The sequence below is a fragment of the Hymenobacter wooponensis genome, from assembly GCF_004745865.1.
In the GTDB taxonomy this organism is placed as follows: domain Bacteria; phylum Bacteroidota; class Bacteroidia; order Cytophagales; family Hymenobacteraceae; genus Hymenobacter; species Hymenobacter wooponensis.
Window position 1 is genome coordinate 639,834 of the sequence record NZ_SRKZ01000004.1, and the last position, 16,064, is coordinate 655,897.

The 16,064-nt window shown below is 56.0% G+C and carries 14 protein-coding genes; 7 read left to right on the forward strand and 7 right to left on the reverse strand.

Annotated elements, in window-relative coordinates; all coding sequences use genetic code 11:
• Nucleotides 1-233 precede the first annotated feature (233 nt).
• Nucleotides 234-1,154 carry a DUF58 domain-containing protein gene (locus EU557_RS16335; RefSeq protein WP_135531524.1) on the reverse strand — a complete coding sequence of 307 codons (921 nt, stop codon included), beginning with the start codon at nt 1,152-1,154 and terminating at the stop codon, nt 234-236.
• Nucleotides 1,155-1,470: 316 nt separating this feature from the next.
• On the opposite strand from EU557_RS16335, the gene EU557_RS16340 reads away from it, so the two are divergent.
• The 3 genes from EU557_RS16340 (at nt 1,471) to EU557_RS16350 (ending at nt 3,580) form a co-directional block, all read left to right on the forward strand.
• A complete protein-coding gene (locus EU557_RS16340; RefSeq protein ID WP_135531525.1) occupies nt 1,471-1,812 on the forward strand; it encodes a DUF3276 family protein in 342 nt (113 codons plus the stop codon).
• Nucleotides 1,813-2,213: 401 nt separating this feature from the next.
• Complete coding sequence (ychF, locus tag EU557_RS16345) at nt 2,214-3,311, forward strand: redox-regulated ATPase YchF (protein WP_135531526.1); 1,098 nt, start codon at nt 2,214-2,216, stop codon at nt 3,309-3,311.
• A 59-nt stretch (nt 3,312-3,370) separates the two neighbouring features.
• Nucleotides 3,371-3,580 carry an alkylphosphonate utilization protein gene (locus tag EU557_RS16350; RefSeq protein WP_135531527.1) on the forward strand — a complete coding sequence of 70 codons (210 nt, stop codon included), beginning with the start codon at nt 3,371-3,373 and terminating at the stop codon, nt 3,578-3,580.
• Nucleotides 3,581-3,753: 173 nt separating this feature from the next.
• Here the strand turns inward: EU557_RS16350 and EU557_RS16355 are convergent, their stop codons facing one another.
• A complete protein-coding gene (locus EU557_RS16355) occupies nt 3,754-5,214 on the reverse strand; it encodes a M48 family metalloprotease (RefSeq protein WP_135531528.1) in 1,461 nt (486 codons plus the stop codon).
• A gap of 161 nt (nt 5,215-5,375) precedes the next feature.
• Complete coding sequence (locus EU557_RS16360; RefSeq protein WP_135531529.1) at nt 5,376-6,662, reverse strand: cation:proton antiporter; 1,287 nt, start codon at nt 6,660-6,662, stop codon at nt 5,376-5,378.
• A 156-nt stretch (nt 6,663-6,818) separates the two neighbouring features.
• Between EU557_RS16360 and EU557_RS16365 the strand changes: the two genes are divergently transcribed.
• A complete protein-coding gene (locus tag EU557_RS16365) occupies nt 6,819-7,670 on the forward strand; it encodes a hypothetical protein (RefSeq protein WP_135531530.1) in 852 nt (283 codons plus the stop codon).
• Between the two features lie 71 nt (nt 7,671-7,741).
• Here the strand turns inward: EU557_RS16365 and EU557_RS16370 are convergent, their stop codons facing one another.
• Entirely contained in the window at nt 7,742-9,088 is a 1,347-nt protein-coding gene (locus EU557_RS16370) for a type IX secretion system plug protein (protein WP_135531531.1), read from the reverse strand.
• 263 nt (nt 9,089-9,351) lie between these two features.
• Here EU557_RS16370 and EU557_RS16375 point away from each other — a divergent pair, with 263 nt between their 5' ends.
• A complete protein-coding gene (locus EU557_RS16375) occupies nt 9,352-9,699 on the forward strand; it encodes a nuclear transport factor 2 family protein (RefSeq protein ID WP_135531532.1) in 348 nt (115 codons plus the stop codon).
• Between the two features lie 96 nt (nt 9,700-9,795).
• Here EU557_RS16375 and abc-f read toward each other — a convergent pair whose 3' ends face one another.
• Nucleotides 9,796-11,691, reverse strand: a complete 1,896-nt coding sequence (abc-f, locus tag EU557_RS16380; protein ID WP_135531533.1) for a ribosomal protection-like ABC-F family protein — start codon at nt 11,689-11,691, stop codon at nt 9,796-9,798.
• An 80-nt stretch (nt 11,692-11,771) separates the two neighbouring features.
• Here abc-f and EU557_RS16385 point away from each other — a divergent pair, with 80 nt between their 5' ends.
• Entirely contained in the window at nt 11,772-12,380 is a 609-nt protein-coding gene (locus tag EU557_RS16385) for an HAD family hydrolase (protein WP_135531534.1), read from the forward strand.
• Between the two features lie 9 nt (nt 12,381-12,389).
• On the opposite strand, the gene EU557_RS16390 is transcribed toward EU557_RS16385, so the two are convergent.
• Together EU557_RS16390 and EU557_RS16395 are read right to left on the reverse strand one after the other, a co-directional pair.
• Nucleotides 12,390-13,031 carry a Uma2 family endonuclease gene (locus EU557_RS16390; RefSeq protein ID WP_245326295.1) on the reverse strand — a complete coding sequence of 214 codons (642 nt, stop codon included), beginning with the start codon at nt 13,029-13,031 and terminating at the stop codon, nt 12,390-12,392.
• Between the two features lie 106 nt (nt 13,032-13,137).
• Entirely contained in the window at nt 13,138-14,775 is a 1,638-nt protein-coding gene (locus tag EU557_RS16395; protein WP_135531535.1) for an amidase, read from the reverse strand.
• A gap of 218 nt (nt 14,776-14,993) precedes the next feature.
• Here EU557_RS16395 and EU557_RS16400 point away from each other — a divergent pair, with 218 nt between their 5' ends.
• Nucleotides 14,994-16,022 (forward strand): SMP-30/gluconolactonase/LRE family protein, encoded by a 1,029-nt coding sequence (locus EU557_RS16400; protein ID WP_135531536.1) that lies wholly within the window; start codon nt 14,994-14,996, stop codon nt 16,020-16,022.
• Nucleotides 16,023-16,064 lie beyond the last annotated feature (42 nt).

Sequence of the window (16,064 nt, forward strand, 5' to 3'; positions counted from 1 at the left end):
AGGTTGGCATAAAACCACTGCGCTCCTTCAACCAGCCAGGTCGTCCGGAAAAGATGAGCCGTCACCACACTGTAGTCGTCAATTCCGAATTGGGCGCCACAGCAGGCGCAGCAAGTATAGTCGGGCGAGTGTCCATCCTCCCCCCAAGGCGAGACGTCATAGTCTAGCCCACATACTCGGCAATACCATATCTCCATCCTCCAGACTAGTCTTAAACTGTTTTGCTAGGCCTCTTACCGTACTTTGCCCCGCTTTACCAGGTAAGCATACAACACCTTATCAAAAGGCTCCCGAATATCTACGGGTACGAAGTCAATCTTGTACTGCCCGCACCGCAAGGCCAGTTCCTGCTCGTAGGCCTGCATGGCAGTGCGGTACTGCTCGCGCACTTGGCCGGGCTGCAGCTTAACGGTCTGGCCGGTTTCCACATCCTCAAATATGTAGGGCCGGTCCTGAAAACCGAAATCTGACTCCGTAGCCCGATCCATGACGTGGAATAGCAATACCTCGTGGTGCTGATGGCGCAGGTGCTGCAGGGCGGCCAGAGCTTCCGTCTGTTCCTCGGGTGCCCGGCCCAGCATATCCGAAAACAGCACAACCAAGGAGCGCTTCGGGATTTGCTGGGCAATTTGATGAATTACGGCAGCTACATCCGTTTGGGTGCGGCGGGTAGGAGCGGGCCGCTCCAGCAGCTGTTGCAGCGTGAGCAGCAGCGTGTGGCGGTGAGTGCTAGTAGAGCGCACCGGCGTCTGCAGCTCCACCTGCTCAGCAAAGGTGACGAGGCCTACCGCATCGCGCTGTTTCTGCAGCAGCGTGGTAATGGCGGCGGCGCACAGCACCGAGAACCGGAGCTTGTCGTGGCTGGGCGCAGGGTAATACATACTGGGGCTCACATCGAGCAGCAGGTGGCAGCGCAGGTTAGTTTCTTCCTCGTAGCGCTTCACAAACAGCTTGTCGGTGCGGGCCAGCACTTTCCAGTCAAGGTGGCGGGTACTTTCGCCGGGATTGTAGAGGCGGTGCTCCGAGAATTCTACCGAAAACCCGTGGTACGGCGACTGATGCAAGCCCGTGATAAACCCTTCTACCAGCTGTCGGGCCAGAAATTCAAGGTTCTCGAAGGAGCGTACTGCGGCAAGGTCGAGCGGTTGGGCCATAAGCGGACGAAAGCAGGATGAAGAAGGCAAGGTACAACGCCTGCCGTACTCCCTTTAATAAGCCGAAAAGTAATCGGAGAGTTCTATTATTTGATATAGACAAAACTTAATGCGTTTAGTCAAATTCCTTTTATTATTGCCAAAACTGGTTTGTTTTGTTTTTTTGGCTCTCCTTATATTGTAAAAGGCCTTATCTGCATATTTCCAGCCGGTTGTCGTAAAAAGCTGGTCTTTAAATTTTTATATATGACACTAAGCCACTATTTTGCGCTGTACTTTGAAAATCTTGGAATAACAAAAATTTACTGAAGGCCCTGTGGAAGATCGTCACGACCAGGAAGAAATTTACTCCCAACGCATTAAAGCCGGTAAGCGCACGTATTTTTTCGATGTGAAAGCTACCCGCGGTCAGGATTACTACCTGACCATTACCGAAAGCAAGCGTCGTCTGCGCGACGACGATACCTTCTCATACGAGAAGCACAAAATTTTCCTCTACAAGGAAGATTTCCTAAAGTTTGTTGATGCCCTACAGGATGCCGTTGACTTCGTACGCGAAGAGCTGCTGACCCCCGAGGAAGTTGCCGAGCTTGACCGCCCACGCCCCGCATACGACGGCGAAGGCTTTTCAGCAAACCGTACTGAAGACACCTATTAATCACTTTAACTGGAAGCCTACAGAAACACTCTCTACTAGAACGATTTTTACGCTTCCCATCTACGGCGCGTCTGACTCAGCTCAGGCGCGCCGTTTTGGCTTTTAGCTACTGCTAGGCCTATTCAGGCTGTCAGTATTGTGGTAGTAAATATAGGCCAGTTACTGCGCTTATACTGATGCGTTGGGGTACGGGTATGCCCCTCGCAACGTACTTGCTAGGCCAGCACCAGTAAAACGTAGCCCTCCCGGCTATGGCCCTGTTCAGTAAGCTAAGGAGTAGCTCTTATGTGCTAGGCCAGTTCAGGCCGTGCTTTCCCCAAAAAAGCCCCGTACCTTTGCGGCACGAATGGCGGCCTTAGACCTCATTCACTCATTCTCTTAGTCACTCAATCACCTCCTATATGGGTCTCCGCTGCGGTATCGTCGGCCTGCCTAACGTCGGCAAATCCACGCTGTTCAACGCTCTTTCTAATGCCAAGGCCGAGTCGGCCAACTACCCGTTCTGCACCATTGAGCCGAACGTGGGCGTAATTACCGTGCCCGATGAGCGCCTTCAGATTCTGGAGCAGCTGGTGAACCCCAAGCGGGTGCTGCCCACCATTATTGAGTTCGTGGACATTGCTGGCCTGGTGAAAGGTGCGAGCAAGGGCGAAGGCCTTGGCAATAAATTCCTGGCCAACATCCGTGAGGTAGATGCCATCATCCACGTGACCCGTTGCTTCGACGACCCCAACATCGTGCACGTAGCTGGCGGCGTTGACCCCGTCTTCGACAAAGACGTAATCGACACGGAACTGCAAATCAAAGACCTGGAGAGCATCGATAAGAAGCTGGCCAAGTCGGAGCGCTCGGCTAAGGGCGGCGATGCCCAGGCTAAGAAGGAAGTTGCAGCCCTGCAAAAGTTCAAAGCTGCCCTCGAAGGCGGCCAGAACGCCCGTGCCGTGGAAGCCACCCCTGAGGAGCTGGAAGCCGTGGCTGATCTGCAGCTGCTCACCATCAAGCCGGTTATTTACGTGGCTAACGTAGATGAGGCCAGCGCCACCACCGGCAACGCCCACACCCAGGCCCTACAGGCCCACGTGGCTCAGGAAGGCGCCGAGGTAGTGCTGGTATCGGCCGCCATTGAGTCGCAGATTGCCGAGATGGAAGACCCCGAGGAAAAAGAGATGTTCCTGGCTGAATATGGCCTCAAGGAGTCGGGCCTGAACCGCCTGATCCGCGCCTCTTACTCCCTGCTCAACCTGATTACCTACTTCACGGCGGGCGTACAGGAAGTACGCGCCTGGACCATCCACAAGGGCGACAAAGCCCCCGCTGCCGCTGGTGTTATCCACTCCGACTTCGAGAAGGGCTTCATCCGGGCTGAGGTAATTAAGCTGGCCGACTACCAGGAGTACAAGACCGAGGTAAAGATCAAGGAAGCCGGTAAAATGGCCGTGGAAGGCAAAGACTACGTGGTGCAGGACGGCGACATCATGCACTTCCGCTTCAACGTCTAGTCAGGGAATTTTCGAATTAAGCTGATTGGTTCTGAAACCTGCTTACAGCATACGCACCCATGGACGTAAAAGACAGCAACGGTAACCTGCTCAACGAGGGCGACTCGGTTACCATCAACAAAGATCTGAAGGTGAAAGGCATGGCGCAGGCGCTCAAGCGCGGTACTGTGGTCAAGAACATCCGCCTCACCAACAGCCCTGCCGAGATTGAAGGCAAGGCTGGAGGTAGCGTGCTGGTTATCAAAACCGAGTTCATAAAGAAGGCCTAGGCCACTTCCATAGCAGTCTTTAACTTAAAACGCCCCGGCCGAATCATGCGGCCGGGGCGTTTTTGGTATTGCTCAAACACAAGTACTCTACTTCTCGCGGAACATATTCACAAAAAAGCTAGACCTCACAAGAACTGAGGTCTAGCTTTCGATTATTCGCAGATACCTACGGGCTACTTCCCTACCACCTTGAATAGCTGACCAGCGGTCAGTCTATCGGTGGTTTTCATACCGTTGAGGATGGCCATTTCTTCATAACGTTTCGAGGAAACACCATTGGCAGCAAGCGCCGAGGCAAGCGTTTGTCCGCCTTTAGCTGTTTTGATGCGGACGCGCTCCGGCTGACGGTTGATCTTGCTGGCATCAGTGAGGCGGCGGAAGCCTTGGGCTACATTCTGGAAGGTGCCACCGTAGGTATTCAGGGTGCCGGGGCCGCAGAGGCCTACGAGAGCGTAAAGCGTCTGGCCATCCTGAATAACATAGGAAAGCGTGCTGGCCGTCACGCCCTGCTGACCAGTTTGCTGATCTTGGCCTACTTGGTCGCCCTGAATGACTACAGCCGGAAAGCTGTTCACGGTAGTTTTCTGGGCCTGGGCGTTCTGCAGCTTTAGCTGTTGCGCCAAGGCCTGGGCCGTTTCATCCAGCGACTTATTGCCGGCGGGCAACAGGATCATCACGGCTTTGCCGTTGGGCTCCGCCATCTGGAACTGGCTGGGCGAGTTCTGCGACTTCCAGCCCTGAGGTATTGGAAATTGGAATTTTAAATCAGGGTGATAGAACACGCTGTTTTCCACGTAGCCTTCCCGGGGGTTGTCGCCGTAGGGCAAGCCTTCAATCATGCGCAGGTATTGGTCGCGGTTGACGGCCAGTTGACGGCCAGCCTGCTGCTCGGCCGTAACGGCCAGCTTCTTCACCCGGGTGTAGCGGTCGGCGGAGTTGGGGTGAGTAGACAAGAACGTAGGCACGGGGTCGGCCCCGCTGCTTTGCTCAGTGCGCTGCAGAGTGAGAAAGAAATCGGCCATGGAGGCCGGGTCGTAGCCAATTTTGCTGGAGTACTTCACGCCCAGGTTGTCCGCCTCGTTTTCGGCGTCGCGGCCGTACTTGAGCAGGCCTAGGCCTACCCCTTGCTGCACCGCGCCCCCCACCGACTGCATCACGCGCGGGGCAATAACGGAGCCCAGAATCAGCCCGATGCCCGCAATAGTGGAGCGCGTCTGCTGCTTCTGTCCGTGGCGGGCCGTAATGTGTCCGATTTCGTGCCCCAGTACGCCGCTGAACTGCGCTTCATTATTGAAGTGAGCCATAATGCCACGCGTGAAGTACACGTGCCCGTCGGGGGTGGCGAAGGCATTGATAATGGGCGAGTCAACAATAGTGAAGCCCTTCACGTCGGCTGGCCGGTCTGAGATTCGGCCCATCTGCATGCCCTTGCTATCAATATAGCTTTGAAGCTTGGCGTTGTCGAGTAGGCCAAATTGCGCAATAACGGAAGGGTCGGGCTGCGCTCCTTGGACGGGCAGAGCCGGCCGGGATGCAGGAGTAGGCCCCGCGGGCACAGAGCCGCCAAGGGGCAACAGTAGCACCAGCATGGCGCCAGCACGCGCAGAAGCGGAAAGGGAGAGAGTGGGTTTCATGGGAGAGAGCTAGGAGTTTTACTATAGGTGCAATAAGCCTGCAACGCAGCTCATCAGCCTGAAGGTTACGGCGGAATACAATTCTTAAGGCGAAAGGCGTGCCATAATAGCTTCCTACACCTAACAAGTACCACTCGCTCGCGACCTTTAGGCCATGTTTCCTATTCTTTTTCGGCCTTACTCTGCGCTTCCTGTTCCTGTTCTTCTACTGGCGTGAGCCGACCATGGTAGCGGTCTACCCAGTTCATGACTGGGGTAGCCAGGGTGCCGTGCAGCACAATAGAAAAAAGCACGGTGAAGCCTGTTATTGCCCATAACTCCCGGCCATCTGTAAAGTGATGCTCGTTGAGGGCGTAGGCCAGGTAAAAGAACGAGCCAATCCCCCGGATGCCAAACAAGGAAATAGCTAGTCGCTCGGGCCAACTGGTACGGCTGCCCGACAACGTGAGCAGGGCTGCGAAGGGCCGGAGCACGAGCACCAAGAATAGGCCTAGCGCTACCCCCGTCCAGGTCAGAGGCTCTAGCAACCCGCGCACCAGCGCACCACCAAACAGAATCAGAATTATCACAATCAGCAGGCGCTCCAGCTGATCGGTAAACTCGTGCATCTCGGTGTGGTACTCGTGGCTGCGCTCGTGGCGGCGCAGCGTAACGGCAGCTACAAAAACTGCCAAGAAGCCATAGCCGTGCAACAATTCCGTTACGCCGTACGCCGTGAGCGTGACGGCCAGGGCCACAAACCCGTAGGCCTCTGGGTTGATGCTCACCCGGTGAGGCAAATCAAAAATCAGAAACGAGAGGCTGCGCCCGGCAAGCCAACCCGCCGCAATGCCCATGGCTATGCGATAGAGCACGTCCATCCAGGCCCAGTCCAGCAGGCGGTCGGCGAGCGGCAGCGCCACGACGGGCACCAATACGAGCGCCAAGTGCACGAAAGGAAAGGCTAGGCCATCGTTGAGGCCCGCTTCACCGGTGAGGGCAAAGCGCACGTTGTCTTCGCGGCCCTCGCCGGGGTTGCCCACTTGCACATCGCCGGCCAGTACGGGGTCGGTGGGGGCCAGTACCGCCGCCAGTAGCAACGCCGATGCCGGCAGCATTCCGGCCACGCGCCACGACACGGCCGCAAACACGGCAATGACGATAATCATAAGCACCAGCACTAACAGCAGCGGAATCCGCCAGCGCACGAGTGAGAACTTGCGGTCAATCTTCAGACCGGTACCCGTCAGGGCCACCGTGACGCACAGCTCCGTAAGGTGCATCACGAAGCCCGTGTGCTCAACTGGGTCGGGGCTAGGTAGCTCCAAGGGGAGCCAGTACACCAGTGCCCCAAGACCAACGAACAGAATAGGGTATGATAGCGGAAACTTCTTCAACAAGGATGGCAGCCAGGCGACGCCCAGAATGGCGATGCCCAGCACGACCAAGGCTAGATTATAATGCGGCATTGGGGGAAAGCAGAGGCGTGCGTGTTCTCGGGCTTACGCAACCTCTAGGCTATTGACTGAGCTGAGCGCAAATTCTGACCAGCAGCCTTCATTCAACTCACACCTGCTAGGCCAGTCTATTGCGCCTGAATTTCTCCTCAGCTTATTCTTTTCAGTATGTCAGTTCGCCGTGTGTGGCTCAGTTTCGGGTCTTTGCTTGTGCTAGGAGCCGCCTGCAGCCGGCAGCCTACCGCCGATAACCCCAGCCGCTTTGTGGCCTCGCCACCCACTATTGACGGCCGCGCCTCGGAGTGGACCGACTCCCTGCAGTATACCTCCGCTAGCAAGCTGCAATACCAAGTGCTGAATGATGCCCGCGCCGTGTACGTGCGCCTGCGGGTAGCCGACCCAGCTACCCAGGCCAAGATTATCCTGCAGGGGCTTACAGTATGGCTCGACACTACTGGACGCAATCAGCAGCAGTTTGGCGTGCACTATCCCCTGGGTGGTGGCATGGGCAGAATGATGGCCATGCCGGGCACCCGCCCCGCAGCCGCGCCTACTCCCTCCGACCGCCAAGCTCGCCTAGGCCAGGCACTGGCCAGTATGACGGAGATGGAGCTGCTCAATTACAAAGGCAACCGGGAGCCCACCCTTACCGATGCGCAGTCGCAGTTGGGGGTACACGTAGCCGCCGCGTTCAACCCAGAGGGTACGCTAGTCTACGAGCTTATGGTACCCATGCGCCTGCTCTACCGTAAGCTACCCAACCTTGCCAGCGGCCAAAAAGCCGTGGTAGGCCTGACTCTGGCGGGCACCAAATGGACCGCCCCAGGTGGCAGTAGCGGCGGTATGAACGGAGGGGGCATGCGTGGTGGCGGCATGCGCAGCGGCGGCATGGGCGGAAATAGCAGCGGTATGCGCGGCGGAGGTGGTATGCGAGGGGGCAGCGGGGGCCGGACCGGAGGCGGGTCGCAGACGGGCGCCCCTATCTCGCTTAAAACTGCCGTGCAGCTCGCTAAGCCTTAGTCTTCGGCCCAAAACACTAGTTCATAAACAAAGCGGCTGCCTGAGTAGGCAGCCGCTTTGTATGAATAGGCCTAGGGCTGGCGGCTATTTACGTCTACCATCTGGTAGCCAATAAGCAAATCGGTGCGGGTGCCGGGTGGGCGATAGTACACCAGCAGGTCGTAGCGGTTTTCCGTTTCTTGGTGGCTTCCCTCCCAGTACACGCTGTTGGGCCCTTGGGCAGTTTGCACGGCGTAGATGTAGTTGTAGTAGCCCTGTTTAAGCAGCGCGTGGCCCGTGTATTCCTGCGCTTCGGCATCATACGTGAGTTTGAACTCATCCTTGTACTGCCAATCGGTGAGGGCCCCTAGCACGTACACCGGGCCCGGCGCAGGTTGCTCAGCCCGTAGGTGAAATCCTACGTTAAGGTAGTCGCCGTTGGTGGCGCCGTTGCCGAACTCGCGGCTCTCAATTACGCGCTGGCCGTTAATGTCGTCGTACTGAGAGTAGCGCTGGCCGTTGCGGGTGGTTTCGGGCAGCAGCTCCGCCGTGCGCGGGGTCGTGTTCGGATCTATATGCGCCACGCCCACACCTTGCGAGCGGAACGTTCGTAGGTCGAAGAAGCGGAACTCGCTCAGGCCGGGGAAAGTATTTTCGAAGTTGAAATACTGGTAGTCGAGTTGGCGCTCTGCCTCCCGCACAAACGTGGGGCGCAGGTTGTACTTGGCATTGTCCCAGCGGTAGTTCTGGCGCAGCACCACCTTCACTTCCTGCGAGGGATTGATGATCTGCATGTTGTAGCGAATCCCGAAATCAAGCTGCTGCAAGGTGTAGCGCTCCTGCCCCGCCACCGGAATGCCCTGCTTCAGGAATACCTGCACGCCGCCCTCATCATACACTAAGATCCGGCGCGAGATGAGTGGCGTACCCCCGGGGCTGGTAACCACCCAGAGGTAATTGCCAGACAGCTTCACCCGCGGCATTTGCAGCCGGTAGTGATAGTAGGGCACTTTAGTGGTGTTAGAAACGCGGTAGTCGGTGATATTCTGCTCGTTGATTTCGCTGAGGAATTGCGTATCAGTGAGCACCGAGGGCTGCCAGTTTATATCGCAGTGCACCAGCTTGGCCGTGAGGCGGCCGCCCTGACTGCCCAGCACGTCGAACTCCAATGTCACCGGCTGCCCCTGGCCTAGCGAAATCACCGGCGGATTAAACACCTCATTCACCTGCCCCGTGGGCACGTAGCACAGCACCGTCCGCACGTTAGGGTCGTAGATGGCATCCTCGTAGCGCAGGGTCTTGTCGGCGTAGTACTCGGTATTTGCCTTCTGCCCTGGCGTAGCTGGCCTACGGGCGGCGTTGGGGTCGGTGATGGGCGTACCCAGAGGCACGCAGGCAGCAGCGAGAAGCAGGAGTGGGAAGAAAGGAAGTAGGCGCATACTGCGAATGTACGCCGCGATGGTTACCTAGGCTACACTTACCACACTACTACCCTTGCGTAACCCAGCGCGTATAGTCAAACACTAAGGCAGCCCTAGGCCAGTATTGGCCCTTAGGCGGCTAACTCTGTTACCGTAAACCTAAACAGGCCTCCCTACCGGTTTAAACTGTGTTCTGCTTCTGCTTGCCTTTTCCCTAGTGATGTAATGGACGCAGAAGTTGACTTATCTGGCTTACACATCAACGAATTGCATTCATAGAAATGGCTGAAACCAACAAAGCAATTTTAGAGAAGGCAAATGCGGCTATTATGTCCGGCAACAATGAGGGTTTCCTGTCTCACTGCACCGAAGATACCAAATGGGTATTTGTGGGCGATATAACTCTAGACGGGAAGGAAGCTGTTCGACAATGGATGGCAACCGCTTACGTGGAGCCCCCCAAGTTCATGGTGGAGCACTTGATTGCGGAAGATGACTTCGTTACCGCTATCGGCAAAATCGACTTGAAGGACGACAACGGGGAGACGGCCAGCCATCTGTACTGCGACGTATGGCGATTTCGCGACGGTAAAATGGCCGAGTTGAAAGCCTTCGTCATCAAAGCCTAGCCTACTAGGCTATGGCCGGTTTACACAAAAACAAAACTCCCCGCCCGAAGCAAATTGCCTCTGAGCGGGGAGTTTTGTGTAACCAGAAACTGAGGTTTACATCTCAGCTAGCATTTCCCAACGGTCGTTGAGCTGGGCTAACTCCTTCTTCACTTGCTCAAATTTGATAGTGGCGTCTTTCAGTTGAGCGGTATTGTTGTAAGTGGCTGGGTCGGCAAGTTGCGCCTCGTACTGGGCTAGCTCCTTTTCCAGGGTCCCAATACGAGCTTCTACCTCCTCCAGCTCCTTCTTTTGCTTGGAGCTGCTCGGGCCGCTGGTAGTCTTAACCGGCTCGGTTTTGGGCAGCGGCTTAGGGGCCGACGGCGATGGGAGGCCTGCTTTCTTGGCGTTTTTCTCGCGGTCTTCCTGCCACTGCTCGTACTCGGCGTAGGTGCCGGGGTACTCCTTCAGCTGGTAGTCCTCGATATACCAGATCTTGTTGGCCACATTCTCCACGAAAAAACGGTCGTGGCTAATCACGATGTAGGTTCCCTGATACTGATCCAAGGCCTGAATCAGAATGTTCACCGACTGCATGTCCAAGTGGTTGGTCGGTTCGTCGAGGAGCAGGAAGTTGGCTTCCGAAATCAGGGTTTTGGCCAGGGCCACGCGGCTTTTCTCGCCCCCAGAAAGCACCTTGATCTTCTTATACACCTCGTCGCCGGTGAACAGGAAGGAGCCTAGCACCGTGCGTAATTCCATTTCGGTGCGCTTTGAGCCGGCCTCTACCATTTCCTGCAGAATCTCGTTCTCAATGCGCAGGCTTTCCAGCTGGTGCTGGGCGTAGAACGACATGATGACGTTGTGGCCTAGCTGGTGATTTCCCGAAGTAGGCGCTTCGGTACCCGCCACCAAACGCATTAGCGTAGACTTACCCTTACCGTTGGCACCAATGAGGGCGATTTTGTCGCCGCGCTCAATGTGCACGTGAGTATCGCGGAAGATAAGTTTCTCGCCGTACTTCTTGCCCACGTGTTCCATGCGCAGAATGTGGCGGCCCGGCGTCACGGTGAAGTTAAACTTGATGTTCACCTTGGCGTCGTCGGCGGCTACGTCTTCAATGCGCTCCAGCTTATCCAGGGCCTTTACGCGGCTTTGGGCCTGCTTGGCTTTAGAAGCCTTGGCCTTAAAGCGCTCAATGAAACGCTCAGCCTGCCGAATCTGGGCCTGCTGGTTTTCGAAAGCACCTTTCTGAATGGCGTTGCGCTCCTCTTTCTCTTCGAGGTAGAAGCTGTAGTTACCGGCGTAGGGCACCAGCTTACCGCCCGTTACCTCCACGGTGGTGTTGGTGGTGCGGTCCAGGAACTCCCGGTCGTGCGATACAATAATTACGGCACCTTCGTAGCCGGCCAGGTAGTTTTCAATCCACTTAATGGAGGGCAAGTCCAAGTGGTTGGTTGGTTCGTCGAGGAGGAGGAGCGAGGGTTGCTGAAGCAGAATCTTAGCCAGCATCACGCGCATGCGCCAGCCACCCGAGAACAGCTTCAGGGGGCGCTGCAGCTCCTCAGTGGTAAAGCCTAGGCCTTCCAGAATTTCTTCGGTACGGGCCTGCATGGTGTAGCCGCCCAGCGCCTCAAAGCGCTCCTGCAGATCGGCCAGCTTCTCCACCAGGTCGTCGGTGTAGTTGGTCTCGAACTCCAGCAACACCTCGTCAATCTTCTTCTGAATCTCTAGCGCCTCTCCGAAAGCCTGCATGGCCACCACCAGAATGGGCTCGTGAGAATCATAAGAAAGCAAATCCTGGTTCAGGAAACCCAGGCTCACATCTTTGCTCATGGAGATGCTGCCGCCGTCGGGCTTGTACTCCCCCACCAGAATGCGCAGCAGCGTAGATTTGCCCCGGCCATTCAGCCCAATGAGGCCAATCTTATCCTTGGGCTTAATATGCAGGTTGGCCTTGTCGTAGAGCGTACGGGAGCCGAAATGAAAGTCGAGGTCAGTAATGGAAATCATCCTACTTTGCGAGCTATGAAGCCGCAAAGGTACGATCTATCTTGTTGAAGCTGGATCAGAAGTTAACACAACTGTTGTATATGTATAGTATAGACAAAAAAGATAAGCTGCTTCTTATACTTGATTTAGATGAGACGCTAATTCACGCATCGAGCACGGAGCTTGACCGACCAGCTGATTTTCGCCTATTCGACTATCATATCTACAAACGGCCGCATTTAAAAGAATTTCTGACTAGTTGCAGTAGGCATTTCAGGCTCGCAATATGGTCGTCCGCCTCCGACGATTATGTAGCTGAAGTGACCAAACAGATTGTTCCCGCGTCTATACCCCTCGATTTTGTTTGGGGCAGGAGCCGCTGTACCTATTGCTTCCACAACGCTGCTTTCGAGGAGTCAGGGCACACCAATTATCACAGTCATTACGACTACGTTAAGGTGCTAAAGAAGCTACGACGGCACGGTTATGATTTGAATAAGGTGCTGATAGTTGATGATACTCCGGCCAAATCCAAACGGAATTTTGGCAATGCCATTTATCCTAAAGAGTACAAAGGGCAATCATACGACTCTGAGTTAGCGCTGCTTTCTGACTATCTGATTCAGCTTAAAGACGCTGAAAATGTCCGATCAATTGAGAAAAGAGGCTGGAGGAACCATATGAACTGTAGTAGTGAGACAGACTTGTAGTATAGCCCTCTATACCCCCTCAAACACCTCCGTCCACTCAATTTGCAGTTCCGGCAGGGTAGCCACCGGAATCAAGCCGGGCGTATAAAATTCGCCGCGCAGTTGGTAGCTGCCCGCTTCATCCAATAGATATACTACCACGTTTTTCTGCTCGGGCGTTACCATCCAATATTCCTGCACACCCACTTCTTCGTAAAGGTCGAATTTCTCCTTAGTGTCGCGGGAGACATTACCGGGCGAGAGAATTTCAATGATCCAATCGGGGGCGCCGAGACAGCCTCGCTCATCGAGCTTCTGTGGGTCGCAGATGACACAGATATCGGGCTGTACTACGGTTTCGATGCTGGCGTCACCGTTAGGTGTAGCCCGGCTCAAGCGGACATCAAAGGGCGCTATATAGGTGCGACATTGTTTGCCACGTAGGTAGGAAGCTATTGGGGTACTAATATTCCGCGAAATGTCCTGATGAGCACGTTTGGGCGCGGGGCTCATCAGTCGCACTTTACCTCGGATGAGTTCTACCCAATCCGTTAACTGCCAGGTTAGATAGTCGGCGTAGGTATAGCGGCGGGTCAAGTCAAGCTGGGAAAGTTGCGTTACAGAGGCCATAATCGAAACGTTGCTGATGAATCGTAAAGATATACGTTGCATGGCGTTACCTGACAGGTGAATAGTCGACAAAGGCTGCTTTCCCAAAGCAAGAGAGCCCGCACACTATGTGCGGGCTCTCTTGCTTTCGTAGGCTTATGAATCCCTCCTACCCCACAAAGGGCGCTTTAAACTGCGGGGCCACGCGCTTCTTTGAGGCTTGCTCGTAAGCGTAGGCCACCGTCAGCAGTTCGGCCTCTTTGTAGGCGCCTCCCACGAAGGACAGGCCTACGGGCAAACCGTACACTTGGCCCATGGGCACCGTAATGTGGGGGTAGCCGGCCATGGCCGCGGGTGAAGAGAAACCGGGGCCGCCGCCCGAGTCGCCGTTAATGAGGTCGATGCAGCGGGCCGGGGCGTTGGTGATGGCCACGATGGCATCGAGCTTGTTGTCGCTGATAACTTTGTCGATGGCTTGGCGGGCCCCCGTCTGCGACTTGCGTTTGGCCGCTTGGTACTTCGCGCTTTCTAGGCCTTCTAGCTTGTTGGAGTCTTCCAGAATTTCCTGCTGGAAGAACGGCATGGCCTTGGCCTTGTTCTGGGTGTTGAAGCTGATAACGTCGGAGAGAGTTTTCACCTGCGCGTTGGCCGTAGAGAGGTACTTGTTTACCCCATCCTTGAACTCGTAGAGCAGCACATCGTACTCAGCCTGGCCTAGGGGGTCGGTGTTCTTCTCCACTTCTACTTCTACCACGTTGGCACCCTGGGCTTTTAGCAGTTCTACGGCAGCTTGCAGCAGCGGAATGGCATCGGAAGAACCCTTCAGGTGGCCTTTTTCTACGCCCAGGCGCTTGCCTTTAAGGCCGTTGGGGTCCAGAAATTTGGTGTAGTCGGGTTGGGTTTTGCCGTTGCTTTCCTTGGTTACGGCATCGGCGGCATCTACACCAGTCAAGGCTCCTAGCAGAATGGCCGCATCGTGGACGGTGCGGGTCATGGGGCCGGCGGTGTCCTGGGTGGCGGAAATAGGGATGATGCCCGCGCGGCTCCAGAGGCCTACGGTAGGCTTAATGCCCACTAGGCCACTGCACGAGGCCGGCGACACAATAGAGCCATCCGTTTCGGTGCCAATGGCCAGGGCGCAGAGGTTGGCAGAAGCAGCAGCTCCCGAGCCGGCGCTGGAGCCGCTGGGCGTGCGGTCCAGAATGAAGGGGTTTTTGGTTTGACCGCCTCTGCTGCTCCAGCCGCTGGTGCTGCGCGTAGAGCGGAAGTTGGCCCACTCGCTGAGGTTGGTTTTGCCCAGCACTACGGCGCCGGCCTCGCGTAGTTTCTTCACAATAAACGCATCCTGCGCGGCTTTGTGCCCGGCCAAGGCCAGGGAGCCCGCGGTGGTTTGCTGCTTATCGGCGGTATCAATATTGTCTTTGATGAGCACGGGGATGCCATGCAGGGGGCCGCGCACTTTACCATCTTTACGCTCCTTGTCCAGCGCATCGGCAATGGTGAGGGCATCGGGGTTTACCTCAATGACGGAGTTGAGCTTGGGGCCAGCTTTGTCGATGGCGTCAATACGCTTGAGGTAGAGTTCCGCGATAGAGCGAGCCGTGAGGGTGCCGCTGCTCATTTTCTGTTGCAGGTCCTGGACGGTGGCCTCATTCAGCTCAAAAGTATCGGAGGAGGTGCCTTCCGGGGTGCCATCAGCCGTGGCGGCCTGGCCTTCATCAGGGGCAGTGGAGCAGGCGCTAAAGGAAAAGGTAGAGAGAGCCAGGCCCGCGAGGGAGCCATTACGCAGGAAAATTCGGCGGTTCATAGGGGAGTAAAGTTTACGCCTTCAAGATAGCGCCCAGCAGCACGCTGTCGTGCCACCTCCCCCGAAAATCTTGGTACTGCGTGGCGGCCTTCTCATCAGAGTAGAAGCAGCCTATTGAATACCAGCCCAATAGACGTATAAAATCTGGGGCATTGCTGCACTTGCTGCCGAGCTAAGCGTATGAGTAACTGCCTATTTAGCTACACCCTTCCTTACCTATGCGCGTTCCTTTCCACCCTGCATTCCGCCCCCACCGCACGCGGGCGCTGTTGCTGCTGGCCTTGAGTGGCAGCCTTTTGTTTTCCGCCACTAGCTGCTCCGACGATAACGACAACGATTCTAGCCCGAGTCTGCCCGAAACGGTGGCTTTCACCCAGGCCAACCTTTACCCCGAGGGGGTGCAGTACGACGCCAAAAACAGCCGCTACCTGGTGAGCTCCCAAACTGCCGGCACGGTAGGCCAGGTCAAGGACGATGGCACCTACACAGCCTTTGCGGAGAATGCAGTCTTGGTTTCAACCATCGGAATGAACCTCGACGAGAGCCGCAACCGGCTGCTGGTAGCCGTATCTGACCCTGGCTATAACAAGGAGCGAACTTCAGCAGCCACGCTACGGAAGCTGGCCCGGCTGGCTATCTTCAACCGCGACAACGGCCAACTCCAAAGCACTGTTGATTTAGGAAGCCTCCGCCCGACCCTCAATCATTTCGCCAATGATATTGCCGTAGATGGCCAGGGCAACGCCTACGTTACCGACAGCTTCTCCCCTATTATTTACAAGGTTGATGCCCAGGGTACGGCCGGCGTGTTTCTGGAGAATGCGCAACTAGCCGCACCCGCGGGCATGTTTGGGCTCAACGGCATTGTATTTCACCCCGATGGCTACTTGCTGGTAGCCAAGTCTGATGAGGGAGCTATTTTTAAAGTGCCCCTTAATAACCCGGCTGCCTTCACTAAAGTGGCCATTAGCCAAGACCTGAAAGGAGCCGACGGCATGCTACTCCAGGACAATAATACCTTGCAGGTGGTAACGAATGCGCAAGCCAAAGTGTACCGCCTAACCACTACAAACGCCTGGGGAGCAGCCACGGTGACCGGCACGTTTTCTACGCCGCCGCAGTACCCCACCACGCTGGCCCGCCGCGAAGGCGCCGACAGTTACGTACTCTACTCGAACTTAAATGCCCTGCAAGCCAGCCAAAACCCACCCGTATCGGTGTTTACCATTGCGCGGGTGCGCTTCTAGGTGGCCTAGCCCGAAAGCAACAAGCCCCTCCTCCTGCCACAG

What these genes read in the sequence shown, in the direction of transcription:
- EU557_RS16370 (WP_135531531.1), bottom strand. Translation starts at nt 9,088, where the DNA reads ATGCGCCTACTTCCTTTCTTCCCACTCCTGCTTCTCGCTGCTGCCTGC.
- ychF (WP_135531526.1), top strand. Translation starts at nt 2,214, where the DNA reads ATGGGTCTCCGCTGCGGTATCGTCGGCCTGCCTAACGTCGGCAAATCC.
- EU557_RS16355 (WP_135531528.1), bottom strand. Translation starts at nt 5,214, where the DNA reads ATGAAACCCACTCTCTCCCTTTCCGCTTCTGCGCGTGCTGGCGCCATG.
- EU557_RS16360 (WP_135531529.1), bottom strand. Translation starts at nt 6,662, where the DNA reads ATGCCGCATTATAATCTAGCCTTGGTCGTGCTGGGCATCGCCATTCTG.
- abc-f (WP_135531533.1), bottom strand. Translation starts at nt 11,691, where the DNA reads ATGATTTCCATTACTGACCTCGACTTTCATTTCGGCTCCCGTACGCTC.
- EU557_RS16375 (WP_135531532.1), top strand. Translation starts at nt 9,352, where the DNA reads ATGGCTGAAACCAACAAAGCAATTTTAGAGAAGGCAAATGCGGCTATT.
- EU557_RS16400 (WP_135531536.1), top strand. Translation starts at nt 14,994, where the DNA reads ATGCGCGTTCCTTTCCACCCTGCATTCCGCCCCCACCGCACGCGGGCG.
- EU557_RS16365 (WP_135531530.1), top strand. Translation starts at nt 6,819, where the DNA reads ATGTCAGTTCGCCGTGTGTGGCTCAGTTTCGGGTCTTTGCTTGTGCTA.
- EU557_RS16395 (WP_135531535.1), bottom strand. Translation starts at nt 14,775, where the DNA reads ATGAACCGCCGAATTTTCCTGCGTAATGGCTCCCTCGCGGGCCTGGCT.
- EU557_RS16335 (WP_135531524.1), bottom strand. Translation starts at nt 1,154, where the DNA reads ATGGCCCAACCGCTCGACCTTGCCGCAGTACGCTCCTTCGAGAACCTT.
- EU557_RS16350 (WP_135531527.1), top strand. Translation starts at nt 3,371, where the DNA reads ATGGACGTAAAAGACAGCAACGGTAACCTGCTCAACGAGGGCGACTCG.
- EU557_RS16390 (WP_245326295.1), bottom strand. Translation starts at nt 13,031, where the DNA reads ATGCAACGTATATCTTTACGATTCATCAGCAACGTTTCGATTATGGCC.
- EU557_RS16385 (WP_135531534.1), top strand. Translation starts at nt 11,772, where the DNA reads ATGTATAGTATAGACAAAAAAGATAAGCTGCTTCTTATACTTGATTTA.